This window comes from Lederbergia graminis, assembly GCF_042655485.1.
GTDB lineage: Bacteria > Bacillota > Bacilli > Bacillales > Bacillaceae_C > Lederbergia > Lederbergia graminis.
Map to the genome: position 1 here is coordinate 330,769 of NZ_JBHSMC010000001.1, position 15,971 is coordinate 346,739.

The following is a 15,971-nucleotide window of genomic DNA, read 5'->3' on the forward strand; positions in this document are numbered from 1 at the left end:
TATGTGTAATCTTATTTCTAGATATTAATACATACGTCATACCTTTTAATTTCATATATATAAATAATTCAGATAAGGTGGTGAACGGATGTACGCAAGACGAAGAAAACGAGGATTGTGTGTGTTTCCGGGCTATAAATGGTGTGGACCGGGATGCAGTGGGCCGGGCGCTCCCATAAATGATGTCGATGCATGCTGTTATAAGCATGATAAATGCCTTAGTTCAGGAAGATCGCGTTGCTATTGTGACAGAGCATTCTTAAGCTGCTTATACCCGAAGATTAATCGGCAAACGGATAAAGGAAGAAAAGCAGCAACGATGTACAAATATATGCAAATACAAACGATTTTTACTTGTGGGATTGAGCGGGATAATAGAAGATACTAACATGATAGGTGAGAGCTTATCGTGTTAGTTTTTTTAAATTATGATAAATATTCACCAAGTTTGAACTATTAGATGAAGAATTAAAAATGCAATCCACTTACTGTCCTGTAAGCTTTCAATAATAATCGCTTTATTCCAACTAATTTTGTAGTACACTAGTTAACAGATTAACAATCTCATAATATAAAACAGGAGCAATGATGAAAACAAAATCAATATCAATACATAATATTAGAATAATGTTTTGGATTCGTTTTTTCGGTACCATTAATTTTATTGCGCCTGTACTGACCCTTTTTTATTTTGCTAGGGGTTTAGAAGCTTCCCATATTCTTCTGCTTCAAATATTTTGGAGTGGAGCTGTACTAATCGGTGAAGTCCCTGGAGGAGTTGTTGCAGATAGGTTTGGTGCAAAAACATCTTTCCTCATAGGTGTTCTTATGAAAATTGCTAGTATCGTTTTGTTGATTTATTCTAATCATCCATGGATGTTTTTCTTATATAGTGCTTTAAATGGGTTGTCGGTCACTTTTTTCTCTGGGGCTGATGAAGCTTTAATTTATGAATCATTAAAAGAAGATGATGACCAACATAGAATGGACCGTGCGATGGGAAAGATACAATCTGCAAGCTTTGTATCAATGATATTAGCTGTATTATTTGGATCATATTTTGCTCAGGATTTACAAGAAAATCAGTTTGTATTTTTATTAATTGCTGGAATAGGATTTCATTTAATAGAATTTTTTCTTATTTTCTTTGTGAAAAATCCAAGTAGCATCGGTTCATATCGTGAAAATCCGTTTAAACAAGTTGTTTCTGGAATGAGAGCAATTCGAAGAGCACCAACGCTATTACTAATGTTTATTAACTTCACACTTGTATTTATTGCAGCTGATTCTGTCTATGAAGCTTTTAATCAACCGCTATTTACTGATGCTGGACTACCTGTTGTAATGATTGGTGTGTTGTATGCACTCGCTGCAGTTTGTGGTTTTATAACTTCTCAGTCTATTGGTTGGTTTACAACAAAGTTTCCAAGAATGCTATTAATGAGTGTAACAGGAGTTCTTGCGGCGTTTGGTCTTTTTCTATCTGCATTATTTGGTGATTCGCTTTGGCTTGTTTTAGGGGCATTTTTTGTGTTGAGAATAGGACAGGCACTTAGGAGACCTATTTATTCTCAATTAAAAAATGACCTGATTCCATCCGATATTCGAGCTACAACATTATCTTTATTATCAGTTCTAGATTCTGCATTTGATTTAGTTGTTTTTGGTATCTTATCATTTGTAGCCTTTAATGGGTTAACGGGAATATTATTAGCTAGTAGTATTTTTGCGTTAATAGGAACACTTACTCCAATACAGATAAAAGCTAGGAGAAAGATAAATAGAACATAGCTTTATTGTTTATATTGAAGGGAAATTTTTAGTTCAGTTCCTATTAAGCTGATAAATTAACCATGGTAAAGAAATAAAATTATATTAACTAGAAAATTGTTTGTATACATAAGAAGGGGTCTGTCGAAATGATCGGAACTATCGTAAATACAATCGCCATAATTGTTGGCAGTTTTGCAGGGAGTTTTTTAAAGAAGGGCATTAAAGAAGAATACCAGTCGGCATTATTTACAGCAATGGGGTTTGCAGCAGTGGCAATTGGAATAAATGCAGTTGTTCAAAATATGCCCAACAGTTCATATCCGGTATTATTTATTGTTAGTTTAGCTATTGGTGGATTAGTAGGTACAGTTATTAATGTAGACGCACGTTTTAATCAGCTTGTGAATCGATTTTCCCAATCAGATTTAAGTAAAGGTCTTTCTACAGCAATTTTACTTTTTTGTATTGGTACGTTATCCATTCTTGGACCAGTTGAAAGTGCCTTACACCATAATCATACATACTTATTTACAAATGCAACTCTTGATTTAGTAACATCGATGGCACTAGCAGCAACATATGGTATCGGAATTGCGTTTGCAGCCGTTGTGTTATTTGCATGGCAAACAGCCATTTATTTATGTGCACAATATGTAGAGCCATTTTTAACCAATGCACTTATGACAGAAGTTTCTATTGTTGGTGGAATCTTAATATTGAGCTCCGGTTTATCTATTTTAGGCATTAAAGATAGTAAATCGCTAAATATGCTACCAGCATTGTTAGTACCAGTTATCTGGTTTATTGGAGTAGAGATATTTTCATAAAAACTTTTTTGTCTATAATTTTACAGGAGATGATTGCATTCACCTAGAAATCAATAGTAATACATAAGGGGGAGTATCTATTGGTTAATAAGATTGCTAGTATTTTGAATGCACTTGGAAAAGTAATAATTATTCTAAGTTTCATCATTGGTTTTCTGCTTGGAATTGATGGTTATGAAGGTGGTTGGATTATTTTCCTACACTGGGGAGGTAGTGGACTTATTTCTGGTATTGTATTAATTGGATTGGCTGAAATAATAGAATTATTACATAAAATAGCAATTAAAATGGAGATTCCACATCGAGTTCCTAAAATTAATGCAGCATCCAAGAACAATACTAATAATCGACCTAATAGGTAGGTGACTGATAATTTAGTACCCAATATTAATACTATTTCCGAAAAACACATATGTGTATAACAATACCCATTCTTACTAAAAATAGAAATTGATTTTATTACTAGTTAGAATGGGGTTTATTGTTCATGCAAATTGGTCATTTAACTCTTGAACTGATAGTAGGATTTTTATTTTTATTTCTTATTGTAAAGTTTGTTGGTAAGAAGATTATTAGCCAAATTTCACCTTTTACATTTATAGCTGCTATTGTGCTAGGTGAAATATTAGGAAACGCCTTGTATGATAACAAAATCGGGGTATTTTATATCATCTATTCATTAGTCCTTTGGGCTGTATTGTTATTCATTGTGGAAATATTAAGTCAGAAATCTTTAAAATTCCGTGGTATAGTGATAGGGAAACCAGTCGCACTCATAAAAAATGGTGTGATTGATCGTGAAGCATTAAAGAAGAATAGGATAAATATTAACTTGTTACAAAGCTTGCTACGCCAAAGTGAAACTTTTTCTATTCGTGAAGTAGCCTATTGTTATTTGGAAGCAAATGGATCCCTTAGTATTCTCAAAAAAACAAAGTATCAAAAAACTACACAGGAGGATCTAAATTTACCTTCTCAATCCGTCTATGTACCAGTTACAATCATTCGCGATGGAGAAGTCCTGTGGGATGAAATTATGGAATTAGGTTATGATGAATCATGGTTGAAAGCAGAGTTATCGAAACATAATGTAATAAATTATAAGGATGTTTTTATTGCTGAGTGGTTACATGGTGATGGCCTTTTCGTCCAAGTAAATTCCTAAGCGGTTTACAAAAATATATATATAAAGGAGGATTCAATATGGAGTCAGTCAAATTACGTCCATTTATACCTTCAGGTTCAGATTATGATCTTGCACAACGATTTTTTTCAGATTTAGGCTTTAAGACAATTTATGCTGACACAGGATTAACAATTTATCAGATGGGGGAACAAGAATTTTATCTGCAAAACTTTCATCATCAAGAACTACAGAATAATTTCATGGTTGAATTAATAGTTACAGATCTAGATTATTGGTGGCAACATATTCAGCAAAATATTATACCAAAAAACTATCCTATTAAAGTAAAGGAGCCTGCACATTATCCATGGGGGAAACGAGAAATCCATTTAATTGATCCTGCTGGTGTTTGTTGGCATATTTCAGAAAAAAATAAATAATTGAGCACAAAGTTTGGATAGTAAGCTAAAAAATTGTAGAATTATTAATTAATAAAGTAATATGGGTTTTATTTTTTGACTGAATAAATTCCCTATACATAATACATTTACACATTTTGGGGGGATACATAATGAAAATAGTTGCAATTGTAGGTAGCATAAGAAAAGATTCATATAATATGCAAATTGCTAAAACGATGGTAGAACGCTATAAGGAAAAACTGAATATTGAGATTGCTGATATTCGTTCACTTCCTTATTTTGATCAGGATGAGGAGTTAAATCCACCTCAATCCGTAAAAGAGTTTAAAGATTCAATCGCAAATGCAGATGGAGTAATTATTATTACACCAGAATATAATTGGTCAGTTCCAGGTGTATTAAAGAATGCACTAGATTGGACTTCCCGCGTAGAAAGAGTCTTCTTAAACAAGCCAGTTATGACACTTGGGGCAACACCTGGACAAATGGGGACTATTCGTGCCCAACTTCATTTACGCGAAATTTTAGTAGCACCTGGTATTCAAGCTAGAGTTCTACCTCCTGGTGGAAATGAAGTATTAATCAATATGGTTAACCAAAAAGTCGATGAAGCAAAAGGTGAGATTGTTGATGAAACAACGCTAAATTTCCTCGATAGCAAAATTAATACATTTATTGATTTTATTAAATCAAACTAAGGATTAGTCGCATCTATTGGTGCGATTTTTCTTTTTAAAGAAATTTTACATTTTTTCCTTGATTGCGCATCCATTTTTTAAAGTATATGTTATCATAGAGTAGTAGAAAATATATTCTAATATATTTAATTTAACAGAAAACTAGTCTTGAGAAACACATTTGCATTTTATGAAAATTTTGTTGAAAAGGTTGGTTAAAATGAGCAACATAGAAAATAAAACAGACGTCATTTTAATTGGCGCCGGAATTATGAGTGCTACATTAGGGACGATACTAAAAGAATTAATGCCTGATGCGAATATTAAAGTGTTTGAGAAATTAGGAAAACCTGGTGAAGAAAGCTCTAATGAGTGGAATAATGCAGGAACAGGACATGCTGCATTATGTGAATTGAATTATACAGTAGAGAAAGCAGATGGCACTATTGATGTTAGTAAAGCAATTAAGATTAATGAACAATTTCAAGTGTCGATGCAATTTTGGTCATATCTAGTCAAAAATAATTTGATACAAAATCCCCATGATTTTATTACTCAATTACCACATATGAGCTTAGTCCAAGGGGAAGAAAATGTATCTTTTTTAAGGAAGCGTTTTGAAGCGCTATCAATGAATCCGCTTTTTGCTGGTATGGAATTTTCTGATGATCCAGAAAAGCTGAAAGAATGGATTCCACTTATTATGCAAGACCGTGAAAATAATGAACCAATTGCAGCAACAAAGATTGATACAGGTACAGATGTTAACTTCGGTGCATTAACGAGAATGTTATTTGAACATTTACAGAATAGAGATGTGGAAGTGAATTATTATCACCAAGTGAAAAATATGAAACGTTCAGATGATAATTCATGGGAATTGAAAGTAAAGAATCTTAATAATGGTACTGTAGAACTTCATCGTGCTAAGTTTGTATTTATCGGTGGGGGAGGAGGAAGTCTCCATTTGTTACAAAAATCAGGTATCAAGGAAAGTAAACAGATAGGTGGATTCCCTGTTAGTGGGATATTTATGGTTTGTAAAAACCCGAAAATAGTAGAACAGCATCATGCTAAAGTCTATGGAAAAGCAAAAGTTGGTGCACCACCGATGTCTGTTCCACATCTAGATACTCGATTCATTGATAATAAAAAGTCATTATTGTTTGGTCCTTTTGCTGGTTTTTCACCAAAGTTTTTAAAAACAGGATCTATCTTTGATTTAATTACGTCTGTAAAACCAAATAATTTGTTCACGATGTTAGCGGCTGGTGCCAAAAATTTATCACTTACAAAATACTTAATTCAGCAAGTGATGCTTTCAAAAGAACAACGGATGGAAGAACTAAGAGAATTTATTCCTAATGCTAAGAGTGAAGATTGGGAATTAATTGTTGCAGGACAACGTGTACAAGTCATAAAAGACACAGAAGAAGGCGGTAAGGGAACTCTCCAATTTGGTACAGAGGTAATTACTTCAGAAGACGGATCAATTGCTGCATTATTAGGTGCTTCTCCAGGTGCCTCTACTGCTGTAAATGTAATGTTGGATGTAATTACAAGATGTTTCCCTGACCATATGATAGAATGGGAGTCAAAACTTAAAGAAATGATTCCGTCATATGGAGAATCTTTAATGGAGAACCCTGAACTGCTTCGTGAAGTTCATCAATCTACAGCGCAAACGCTTGAACTTGTTGAAAAACAACTTGTTGTCAGCTAATAAAAAACCTTCAATCTTTTGATTGAAGGTTTTTGTAGTTTATTCTTATACTATGTTAGACTAAAAATGACGAAATGCTCAAAAAGAAACGAGGTAAATGATGTTTAAGAAAATAATGAAGCAAATGAAACAGCTATCTCTTGGCAGTAGTGAGCGCCGTCATAAACACTATCGGCGTGGAAGTAGCAGCGATAGAAGATATTCACACTACCGTCACGGTAGTAGCAGCGATCGTAGACACAAATATTACTACAAAGGAAGTAGTAGTAGTGATCGAATGTATAAAAGGTCACCAATGAAAGGAAGCAAGTATTATAAGCGAAAAGGGTGGGGCAGCAGCTAATTACTCCTTACTTGCGCATTGATTGCTTTTTTTATATCTATGGAGATATCAGCTATTGTTTCATATGGTTTCTGCAAACCAAATAAGCTTTTAATTAAATTAACAGTTTCTAATTTTAATGAAAGCTCTTCTGTCCATGGGAGAGCTTTTTTACGGTTAGATGGATATGTAGTATAAAGTAAAAACAATAATATTTCTCCTAAATCATAATAATCTTGATATTTCATCTTGCTTACCTCTATAGGATCATCCTCGTTGGTGACTAGCCTTGAAAGACCAAAATCAATTATGTATACTTCATTGTTTTTTAGTAACAAATTTGGAATCCTTAAATCAAAATGATATATATGATTTTCGTGAAGGTAGGCTACTAGTTCTAGTAATTGATTAAGAAGAAGTAATGATTCTAGTTCATTAAACACTTTCTTGCGATGAAAAATAAGTTCCTCCAGATTTTCTCCATTAATAAACTCCATTACATACATAAAATGTTCTTTATAAAAAAATGATTCGATGAACTTTGGAATATTTGTGTGATGTAACGTCTCTAGTATAGCCATTTCTCTTCCAAATAGATTTGTGTCCTTCCGGCGTTTACTAGGGCGAAGTTGTTTAATGATTCGACGCTCGTTCGTATGTAACTCTTTACAAAGATAAACTATTCCATAGCTACCAGTTCCAATGATGTTAAGTATTTCGTACTTAGAGTTTAGTATTAGACCTTTATGAAGAGGCTTATCTTTGAATAACTGATATATTTTTCGCATTGCCCGCAATGTATGTAATCCTTTCAACTTGTAATAATAAAGACGACTTTATTATAACAAGTAAGTGCAAAGACTTACATAAGGTTTATAAATAGAGTTTAATTTAATAGAACGTTTGTTTGTGTTATTTGGTAATATGTGTTAAAATAGGTGTGAATATATTAAAAGGAGTGGTTTATATGGCTTTGAATCCATACATCCGATTTGATGGAAATGCACGAGATGCTATTATGTTCTATGTAAATGTATTTAAACTAGAGGAACCGCAAATTATGACATTTGGTTCTATTCATAGTGAAGAGGAATTACCTCCAGGTGCAAAAGATTTAGTTATGCATACAGAATTAAGAATTGCTGGTGGTAACCTAATGATTTCTGATAATTTTCCAGGGATGCCATTACAACAAGGAAACAATTTCTCGTTAGGCTATATTTCCAATAATGAAACGGAAATAAGAGAAGCGTTTGAGAAATTGAAAGACGGAGGTTCCGTCATTATGGAACTTCAAGAGACTCCATGGACAAAATGTTATGGTAGTATAAAAGATAAATTTAATATTGAATGGCAATTTAGCTATCAAGAATAAAGTGAAAAGGGGGTTATAAAGCATAATTGCTTAGGCCCCTTTTTTAATTGATAGTGCAATGACTAAATAATTTCGCCTATGGAGTTATAGGAAATTACAAATGTAATTGCTTAATAAAATAAATTTGTTTATGAGTTTTCCATATTCTCTCCACAGCTAATTGATGTTGTAACTGGACAATTTTATTAATAGTATATAATTTATGATGGAAAGGAGGATGCGAAATGGAGGTTTTTGCAGATTTTCTTGCAAAGATTGACCATCCTGATCATCGTTTACGTACGGAAGAAGTGTTGGGATGGGTAGCAAATAAATATCCAAGTTTAGTACCAGTAACCAAGTGGAACCAGCCTATGTTTACTGACCATGATACATATATTATCGGTTTTAGTGTTTCTAAACAACATTTAGCGGTTGCTCCTGAACAAGCAGCGATGATGCACTTTGACAATGAAATAAAGGAAAGTGGTCTGAAACATACGAAAGAAATTATTCGTTTCCCTTGGAATAAACCATTTGATTTTACTTTACTTGAGAAATTGATTGAATTTAATATTTGGGACAAAAAAGATTGTAAAACATTTTGGCGGGTGTAATAATCATTATTTTTAAAAAGGTTGGCACCAAGACATAATGATAAAGCCAAAGACTGAACTAATACTTGAATATAATCAAGATAGTTCGGTCTTTTTCTATGTTCTATACGAATTTAAAGTTGGTCAGCGTAGTGTATATCCAAATCGGTATAGTTATATTTGCATTGTTCGGATTTACTTCTCGTTCAAATCGTAACCTCTTCTAATATTGATTCTACTATTGCTCCGAGTTCTTTATTCATGTAAGCTATTTCATATACCATATATTTCCTATATGACATTCTATATGAAAATAACACACGAAAAATAATTCAAAAAAAATAGAATTGTTTTTACTATTTAAAGTGTAAAGGAGTTAGTACAGAATGATGAGTTTAATTAATAAATGGAGAGAAGATTATGTCATCTGGCATGCGAATCGTATTAAGATTCCATCCTTTGAAGCTAGAAATATTATCAGAAGGAATATTACCTTTTCAGGTAGGGTTCAAAACGTAGGGTTCCGTTTAGAAGTATACTGCTTAGCGCAAAGGTTACAATTGATCGGCTGGGTAAAAAATTTAGCTGATGGTAGTGTAGAAGCCGAACTCCAAGGAAATGAATCAAAAATAAACTTTCTAGTTAATTGTATGAAATCATTAAAGAGAGCATCTGTACAAAATATAACTTCAATTGATTTACCTCTACAAGATAGTGAAGACAGCTTTGTTATAAGAAAATGAAATGAATCATTGTAACTTTCCCTTAAAAACCCCGTCTAATTTATAAAATTAAGGCGGGGATTTTTATGAAAAGTGTCTTGTTCTTTTCCACCGTGCTTGTTTTTATTATTGGAATAATTGGTTGTCAACAGCAGTCCAGTAAAATGAACTCTTCTAACAGTGAAAAAGTTGTTAATGTAACTATTGTTCGATTCGATCAACAGGCAGAGTTAAATGTTTCCGATGAAGTGAGGAAGGTCAACACAATACTGCATGCAATTAAACAAGCAAAAAAACATCCAGGGATTGTCAATATGGAAAAACCAGAATATAAAATCAAAATAGACAATGAGACCTACTTTTTATGGGTAGATGAAAATTCTGCATCCATTATGAATCTAAATGATAATCACTCGTTATATACATTAACAGAAAGTTCTGCAAAAGAATTAAAAGAAATAATCGAAGAAATTAGTAGTGTATGAATATTATTTATATTTACTGGCTTACTTAAAGGATTTTAGCTTATATATGTTGAAGACAATAAGTGAAAAAAGCTAATAGGGATGTGTGAGGATGGAAGCAACGATTATGAAGGAGAAAAAAGTTTTTTCGTTATATGGCGTTTCAAAAGTCCATGATAAAAACACCCCATATAGTGAAACAATATCTCAACTGTTGGACACGGTTTGGTCAGAAGTAAAGAAGCATGGGTTAAGCCATAAGGGTAAGAATCATGTAGTATATGACTCAGACGGAATTGTATTTGCAGGAATTGAATTAACAGCTAGACCTAGTGAGGAAACTTTATTGAAACATAAAGAAATAGAATTACAGAAATTTGCTTATTGTAAACATATTGGCCCATATTATAAGTTGGATAGCAGCTATCAGAAAATCAATACCATTCTAGATTCTTCGGGAAGCAGGCATATACCGCCAAGTTTAGAGGTCTATGGTCATTGGCATGAAGATGAATCCAAATTAGTGACAGAAATTATATTTAATATTGAATAGTTAACTTTAAGTGTTAGTCACTAGTGATTAACACTTTTTTGTCATAGAATAATCCCGTATTTCATATGATGTTCTTTGATAAGGTTACTATTGATTTGTTATTATATTTGAATATAGTAAGTTACTATTATTCTTATAGTTACTTGAAAAATAAAAATTTAATAGAATCAATAGTAAAAGTATGATAGAATAATGTGGAAAATTGTAGAAGGAGGGGACATGATGGCTGTACAGCAAAGAAGTATTGGTTTAGCTATTTTTCTTTATTTTATTACTTGTGGTCTTTACGCAATCTATTGGATGTATGTACTAACGAATGAAATTGGCCATTTAAGTGGTGATTCATCATTCAGTGGTGGAAAAGTAATTCTATTAAGCATTATTACTTGTGGAATTTATTCATTATTCTGGTACTATCAACTAGGAAAACACATTCAACAAGCACAAGAAAATAAGGGAGTACGTGCAAGTGATGAGAGCATCATCTACTTAGTACTCGGTATCTTTGGACTTGGTATTGTTTCTATGGCAATTGCACAATCTAATGTGAACAAATTGGTGTGATGCTTCATGAAGAAGAAAATTGTAATAGCAATTTCTGTATTGTCCATAGGAATATTGTACTTAACAGTGATATCTCCAATGTTCAATATACATATTCCGTGCATCTTTAAAAAGATAACAGGTCTTAATTGTCCAGGATGTGGAATGACTAGAGCCGCATTAGCATTATTAGATGGAGATGTGTATCAAGCATTTAGATGGAATATGCTCGCTTTTATAATTGCGCCCTTATTAGCCACTTATTTCGTTTTAGAAAAGAAAAAAATGCTAAAACCAAGCAAAGTCCTTATGACATCTATGCTTGTCATGGCAGTATTATTTTTCATTTTACGAAATACAGAAACATTTGGTTGGATGGCGCCAACTGCAATTTAACAACGTAATTACAAAGCCTCTGGCATTCTAGCTGGAGGCTTTTGACATTTTCCTTAGTAAATCATATTATATTTTTAGATTGTATATAATTGGAGGTTATTAAAAAATGAGACTACGATTTCCCACGTTGACCCAGTAATTGAATATGGTCATTAGCTCTACTTATTAAGTAGAGTAAATGGGATAAGTCTGTCCTTTTTTAATAAACTTCATTTTCAATATTAGCAATGAAGAAAGACGGATTATTCTGTCTTTCTTTTTGTTTCTCCATTTTTATACTTTTGTAAATTAGGAAGGCATATCTATTTACTCCAATTCATAGGTAGACAGTCTATGATTTTTTAAATTTGGAGGGAAGATGTATGGGTTCAGTAATGTTATTATTCTTTTAATACGAGCTTATGTGTAATCACGTATAAGCTCGTATCGATCCAAGCTATCGATACGAAATCTTAAAATTTCGGAGGTAGCGATATGGAACAAATTTGTTTTGAATTGAAAAATATAGAAGTATCATTTTTAGACCAGGAAATTTTAAATATAGACCGATTAGCTATACACCAATTTGATCGTATTGGGATAGTTGGTAAAAATGGTGTTGGAAAAAGTACGTTATTAAAGTTACTTGCTGGTACAATAAAACCTGATAAAGGAGAAGTTCATCGCTTTGTAGAAAGTGGATATTTTCAGCAATTAGAGGCTCCGTCGTTTGAAGCGGCAGATCCAGCTTTATTAGGGAAACTAGCTGTACCAAATCATTCAAATGGTATGAGTGGAGGAGAACAAACGCGATTAAAGCTCGCTCAATTGTTTACCAATTATTATGAAGCTTTATTAATAGATGAGCCAACTACACACTTAGATCGTAGTGGAATTGAATTTTTACTCGATGAATTAAGATATTATTATGGCGCACTCGTAATAATTAGTCATGACCGTGCTGTTTTGGATGAGCTAGTAACGACCATTTGGGAAATAGAGAACGGTCAAGTTAAGGTTTATACAGGTAATTATAGCGATTATCGAGAACAAAAAGTATTAGAAAGAGAACAACAAAATCAAGCACATGAACAATTCTTAAAAGAGAAAGCACGCTTGGAAAAAGCGGCACAAGAAAAAATGAAAAAGGCTGAAAAAATTGCTCAAGCTGGAAGTATGTCGAAAAAAGAATCTAAAGCAAAAGCTAACAGGATGTTTGAGACAAAATCAAAAGGAACTAGTCAGAAGGCAGTACAGCGTGCAGCAAAAGCAATTGAACAGCGAATTGAAAAACTTGCAGAAGTAGAAGCTGTCAAAGAAGAAAGACCCATCGTGTTTCACCAATCGAAAGCACTACAGCTGCATAATAAATTTCCTATAATGGCAGATAGACTTACATTGCAAGTGGAAAATAAAATATTACTCGATGATGTGAATTTTCAATTCCCACTAAGCAAGAAGATAGCCATTACAGGAGACAATGGTAGTGGAAAGAGCACGTTGTTGCATTATATTGCAGAACAGGGCTTAAACTTAACGATATCACCGAAAGCTAAGATCGGTTACTTTAGACAAATGAGTTATCAATTCACATCCGAGGAAACGGTTATTGATTTTTTGAAAATACGCTCTGATTATGAGGAGGGATTCTTACGTAGCGTTTTACATTCGATGCAATTCATTGGAACAGATATACAAAAAAAAGTAACAACATTAAGTGGAGGAGAGGCTATTCGTCTCCAACTGTGTCAGCTTTTTCTTGGTGAATATAATATACTTTTGCTTGATGAGCCAACAAACTTTTTAGATATTCATGCAACAGTAGCTCTGGAGAAGTTTATTCATGGCTATAAGGGAACCATCATTTTTGTTTCCCATGATCAAACATTTATTCAAAATACGGCTGATCTAGTATATAAAATTGTCAATAAAAAATTAGTGTTGCAGTAAGATAAAGATTGGGACAAAAGAATGTAGACGAACTTAAAAGAGGTTGAGACAAAACGATTTGACCTGAATGTAACTATAAAATTTTAATAATTGATAAGGTGACCGAACTATCTTTTTTGAAATAAAGTGATAGTTCGGTTTTTATTTGCAACCATATTCCTCTGTGCCAGCCTCTTTTTACACAAACATTGTTCTGAATTACATAAATTTCTTTAATGGATTTTTCCCAATTCTTCATTTTATACTCGATAGTTAAAAGTATGCCAAACTCCGAAGTTATCTATTACCGAAATACCTCTTTGACCTCCCATGGAAGCATCTTTATAGAATGCGTATTTTTGGCCTGTTGTAAAGTGATGTTCATAATTTCCCGAAAACACTACAGGTGCGTCCTCGAATTGTAACTCTCTCTTAGTTGCTTTTAAAACTGCTGTTGTTCTTGTAGATTTTCCATAATTAGCTTGTTTTGTTTGTTGTATGTGACTTTCTTTTTTTAGCATATTTATATCATGTTGCATTGCTTGAATAATCGCACGTTCATCTGTAAATCCTGTTCCACAGGCAGAAGGAATACATAATCGTTGTCCAACTCTAAGTGAGTTAGGATCTACACTTGGATTAGCTTCTAAAATACTTTCAATAGTGACTTGATAGTTTTGGGCAATTTGATAAAGTGTATCGCCTTGCTCAATTATCTTCGAAGTATGATTTGGGGGGCATGCTGGTATACAAATAGATTGACCAATTCTTAAATTATGTGGATCTAGTCCAGGGTTAGCTGCTAAAATACTGAACACTGTTTTCTCTAAACGTAAAGCAATGTAATTCAGTGTATCGCCAGGTTGAATGACATATGGATAATGGTCGTTAGGGCATTGACGATAATAATAAGTGTGCATAAGAAACCCACTCTCCGTTTTTCATATATGTCTATGCGAAAGAGGAGGTATTTGTTCAGCTGTGGAGTGGGCATAACAGAAGGAATATAGGTATAATACAGTAATAGTAGTTAGAAACTATTATTATTGAATTTAAGTCAAATACAAGAGGAGATATCATGACCAAAACCAATGAAATAGGCTGGAATTTTGATAATAGCTACGCTCGTTTATCCGAGTCTTTCTTTGCCAGAAGCAACCCTACTCCTGTCAAAAAACCAGAGTTAGTCATACTTAATAGTACCCTTGCTGAAGAACTTGGCTTACATGAGGGAGGATTGAAAAGGAAGGAAAGTATTGAAATATTTGCTGGAAACGAAATTCCTCCGGGTGGATTCCCCATCGCACAAGCATATGCAGGGCATCAATTTGGAAATTTTACAATGCTTGGGGATGGAAGAGCAGTCCTTTTAGGCGAACAAATTACTCCTACTGGAAAACGTTTTGATATACAACTAAAAGGTGCTGGTAAGACACCATTTTCTCGTGGGGGCGATGGAAGAGCTGCACTTGGTCCAATGTTACGTGAATATATTATTAGTGAAGCGATGCACGGACTAGGAATTCCAACTTCTAGAAGTTTAGCAGTAGTAACTACTGGTGAAGAAGTTATCCGTGAAACGGAGCTGCCAGGCGCGATTTTAACTCGAGTTGCTTCTAGTCATATACGTGTTGGTACATTTCAATTTATTGCAAATTGGGGTTCATTAACAGAACTTAAATCACTTACTGATTATACAATTAATAGACACTATCCTGAAGTAAAAGAGAGTGACAATCCATACCTCGCTTTTTTACAAAGCGTTATTACTCGCCAAGCGGAACTAATTTCAAAGTGGCAGCTTGTTGGATTTATTCATGGTGTGATGAATACAGATAACATGACCATAAGTGGTGAAACAATTGATTATGGACCTTGTGCGTTCATGGATACTTATCATCTAGATACAGTTTTTAGTTCCATTGATACACAAGGTCGTTATGCATATGCGAACCAGCCATATATAGCTGCTTGGAATCTCGCAAGATTTGCTGAAACTTTAATTCCTTTTTTACACGAAGAAGATGAAAAAGCACTGAAAATAGCCCAAGAAGAAATCTCGAAATTCACCAGTATTTATGAAAAATATTGGTTACATGGTATGAGAGCGAAGTTAGGCTTAGCTACTAATGAATATGAAGATGATATGCTGGTGGATCAGCTCTTAGGTATAATGCAAAAACATGAAGCTGATTATACGAACACTTTCCGTGCATTAACCTTGAATGAACTAAAAGGTTGTGGGATGTTTCAAAGTCCAGATTTCCAACAATGGTATCAACGTTGGGAACAACGGAAAGAGCGGGAATCTCAGAGAGGAAAAGATAGTATTGAATTAATGAAAAATGCGAATCCTGCCATCATTCCTCGTAACCATCGAGTGGAAGAAGTACTAGAAAATGCTGTGAATCAAGGTGATTATAGCGATATGACTCGCTTGTTATCAGTATTAAAGAATCCTTATAATTACACAGACGTGATTAAGGAGTTTACTTTACCACCTGAACCAACAGATACCCCGTATCGGACTTATTGTGGAACATAAAATATAGTAGTTGATTTTGC

Annotated in this window: 20 protein-coding genes; 18 read left to right on the top strand and 2 right to left on the bottom strand. The window is 33.6% G+C overall.

Annotation, left to right across the window (positions count from 1 at the left end; all coding sequences use genetic code 11):
- The first annotated feature begins 88 nt into the window (after positions 1–88).
- The 9 genes from ACFPM4_RS01745 (at position 89) to ACFPM4_RS01785 (ending at position 6,847) form a co-directional block, all read left to right on the top strand.
- Positions 89–388, top strand: a complete 300-nt coding sequence (locus ACFPM4_RS01745) for a phospholipase (protein WP_382346988.1) — start codon at positions 89–91, stop codon at positions 386–388.
- A 239-nt stretch (positions 389–627) separates the two neighbouring features.
- Positions 628–1,791: an MFS transporter gene (locus tag ACFPM4_RS01750; protein WP_382346991.1), complete on the top strand. Its 1,164-nt coding sequence runs from the start codon at positions 628–630 to the stop codon at positions 1,789–1,791.
- Between the two features lie 128 nt (positions 1,792–1,919).
- Positions 1,920–2,600 (top strand): DUF554 domain-containing protein, encoded by a 681-nt coding sequence (locus tag ACFPM4_RS01755; RefSeq protein ID WP_382346994.1) that lies wholly within the window; start codon positions 1,920–1,922, stop codon positions 2,598–2,600.
- Positions 2,601–2,680: 80 nt separating this feature from the next.
- Complete coding sequence (locus tag ACFPM4_RS01760; RefSeq protein ID WP_144925802.1) at positions 2,681–2,962, top strand: hypothetical protein; 282 nt, start codon at positions 2,681–2,683, stop codon at positions 2,960–2,962.
- A gap of 125 nt (positions 2,963–3,087) precedes the next feature.
- The gene (locus ACFPM4_RS01765; protein WP_144925799.1) at positions 3,088–3,765 is read left to right on the top strand and encodes a DUF421 domain-containing protein; all 678 of its coding nucleotides are present in this window, start codon (positions 3,088–3,090) and stop codon (positions 3,763–3,765) included.
- Between the two features lie 38 nt (positions 3,766–3,803).
- Positions 3,804–4,166, top strand: a complete 363-nt coding sequence (locus tag ACFPM4_RS01770; protein ID WP_382346999.1) for a VOC family protein — start codon at positions 3,804–3,806, stop codon at positions 4,164–4,166.
- A gap of 131 nt (positions 4,167–4,297) precedes the next feature.
- The gene (locus tag ACFPM4_RS01775; RefSeq protein WP_382347002.1) at positions 4,298–4,846 is read left to right on the top strand and encodes an NADPH-dependent FMN reductase; all 549 of its coding nucleotides are present in this window, start codon (positions 4,298–4,300) and stop codon (positions 4,844–4,846) included.
- Between the two features lie 169 nt (positions 4,847–5,015).
- Entirely contained in the window at positions 5,016–6,548 is a 1,533-nt protein-coding gene (locus ACFPM4_RS01780) for a malate:quinone oxidoreductase (protein WP_382347005.1), read from the top strand.
- A gap of 140 nt (positions 6,549–6,688) precedes the next feature.
- Entirely contained in the window at positions 6,689–6,847 is a 159-nt protein-coding gene (locus ACFPM4_RS01785) for a hypothetical protein (protein WP_382347008.1), read from the top strand.
- 40 nt (positions 6,848–6,887) lie between these two features.
- On the opposite strand, the gene ACFPM4_RS01790 is transcribed toward ACFPM4_RS01785, so the two are convergent.
- A complete protein-coding gene (locus tag ACFPM4_RS01790) occupies positions 6,888–7,658 on the bottom strand; it encodes a protein kinase domain-containing protein (RefSeq protein ID WP_382347011.1) in 771 nt (256 codons plus the stop codon).
- A 179-nt stretch (positions 7,659–7,837) separates the two neighbouring features.
- Between ACFPM4_RS01790 and ACFPM4_RS01795 the strand changes: the two genes are divergently transcribed.
- From ACFPM4_RS01795 to ACFPM4_RS01830, 8 genes are all read left to right on the top strand, one after another.
- Entirely contained in the window at positions 7,838–8,245 is a 408-nt protein-coding gene (locus ACFPM4_RS01795; protein ID WP_382347014.1) for a VOC family protein, read from the top strand.
- A gap of 224 nt (positions 8,246–8,469) precedes the next feature.
- Positions 8,470–8,841 (top strand): iron chaperone, encoded by a 372-nt coding sequence (locus ACFPM4_RS01800; RefSeq protein WP_382347017.1) that lies wholly within the window; start codon positions 8,470–8,472, stop codon positions 8,839–8,841.
- A 365-nt stretch (positions 8,842–9,206) separates the two neighbouring features.
- Positions 9,207–9,563 (top strand): acylphosphatase, encoded by a 357-nt coding sequence (locus tag ACFPM4_RS01805; RefSeq protein ID WP_382347020.1) that lies wholly within the window; start codon positions 9,207–9,209, stop codon positions 9,561–9,563.
- Positions 9,564–9,628: 65 nt separating this feature from the next.
- A complete protein-coding gene (locus ACFPM4_RS01810; RefSeq protein WP_382347023.1) occupies positions 9,629–10,027 on the top strand; it encodes a YhfM domain-containing protein in 399 nt (132 codons plus the stop codon).
- Between the two features lie 91 nt (positions 10,028–10,118).
- Complete coding sequence (locus tag ACFPM4_RS01815; protein WP_382347026.1) at positions 10,119–10,559, top strand: GyrI-like domain-containing protein; 441 nt, start codon at positions 10,119–10,121, stop codon at positions 10,557–10,559.
- Positions 10,560–10,781: 222 nt separating this feature from the next.
- Positions 10,782–11,123 carry a DUF4234 domain-containing protein gene (locus ACFPM4_RS01820; protein ID WP_144925782.1) on the top strand — a complete coding sequence of 114 codons (342 nt, stop codon included), beginning with the start codon at positions 10,782–10,784 and terminating at the stop codon, positions 11,121–11,123.
- Positions 11,124–11,129: 6 nt separating this feature from the next.
- Positions 11,130–11,498, top strand: a complete 369-nt coding sequence (locus ACFPM4_RS01825) for a DUF2752 domain-containing protein (protein ID WP_382347029.1) — start codon at positions 11,130–11,132, stop codon at positions 11,496–11,498.
- A 474-nt stretch (positions 11,499–11,972) separates the two neighbouring features.
- Entirely contained in the window at positions 11,973–13,427 is a 1,455-nt protein-coding gene (locus ACFPM4_RS01830; protein ID WP_382347032.1) for an Msr family ABC-F type ribosomal protection protein, read from the top strand.
- 239 nt (positions 13,428–13,666) lie between these two features.
- Here ACFPM4_RS01830 and ACFPM4_RS01835 read toward each other — a convergent pair whose 3' ends face one another.
- Positions 13,667–14,326: a LysM peptidoglycan-binding domain-containing protein gene (locus tag ACFPM4_RS01835; RefSeq protein ID WP_144925772.1), complete on the bottom strand. Its 660-nt coding sequence runs from the start codon at positions 14,324–14,326 to the stop codon at positions 13,667–13,669.
- A gap of 158 nt (positions 14,327–14,484) precedes the next feature.
- Between ACFPM4_RS01835 and ACFPM4_RS01840 the strand changes: the two genes are divergently transcribed.
- Positions 14,485–15,951, top strand: coding sequence for a protein adenylyltransferase SelO (locus ACFPM4_RS01840; protein WP_382347035.1), 1,467 nt, complete (start codon positions 14,485–14,487; stop codon positions 15,949–15,951).
- Positions 15,952–15,971: the final 20 nt, after the last annotated feature.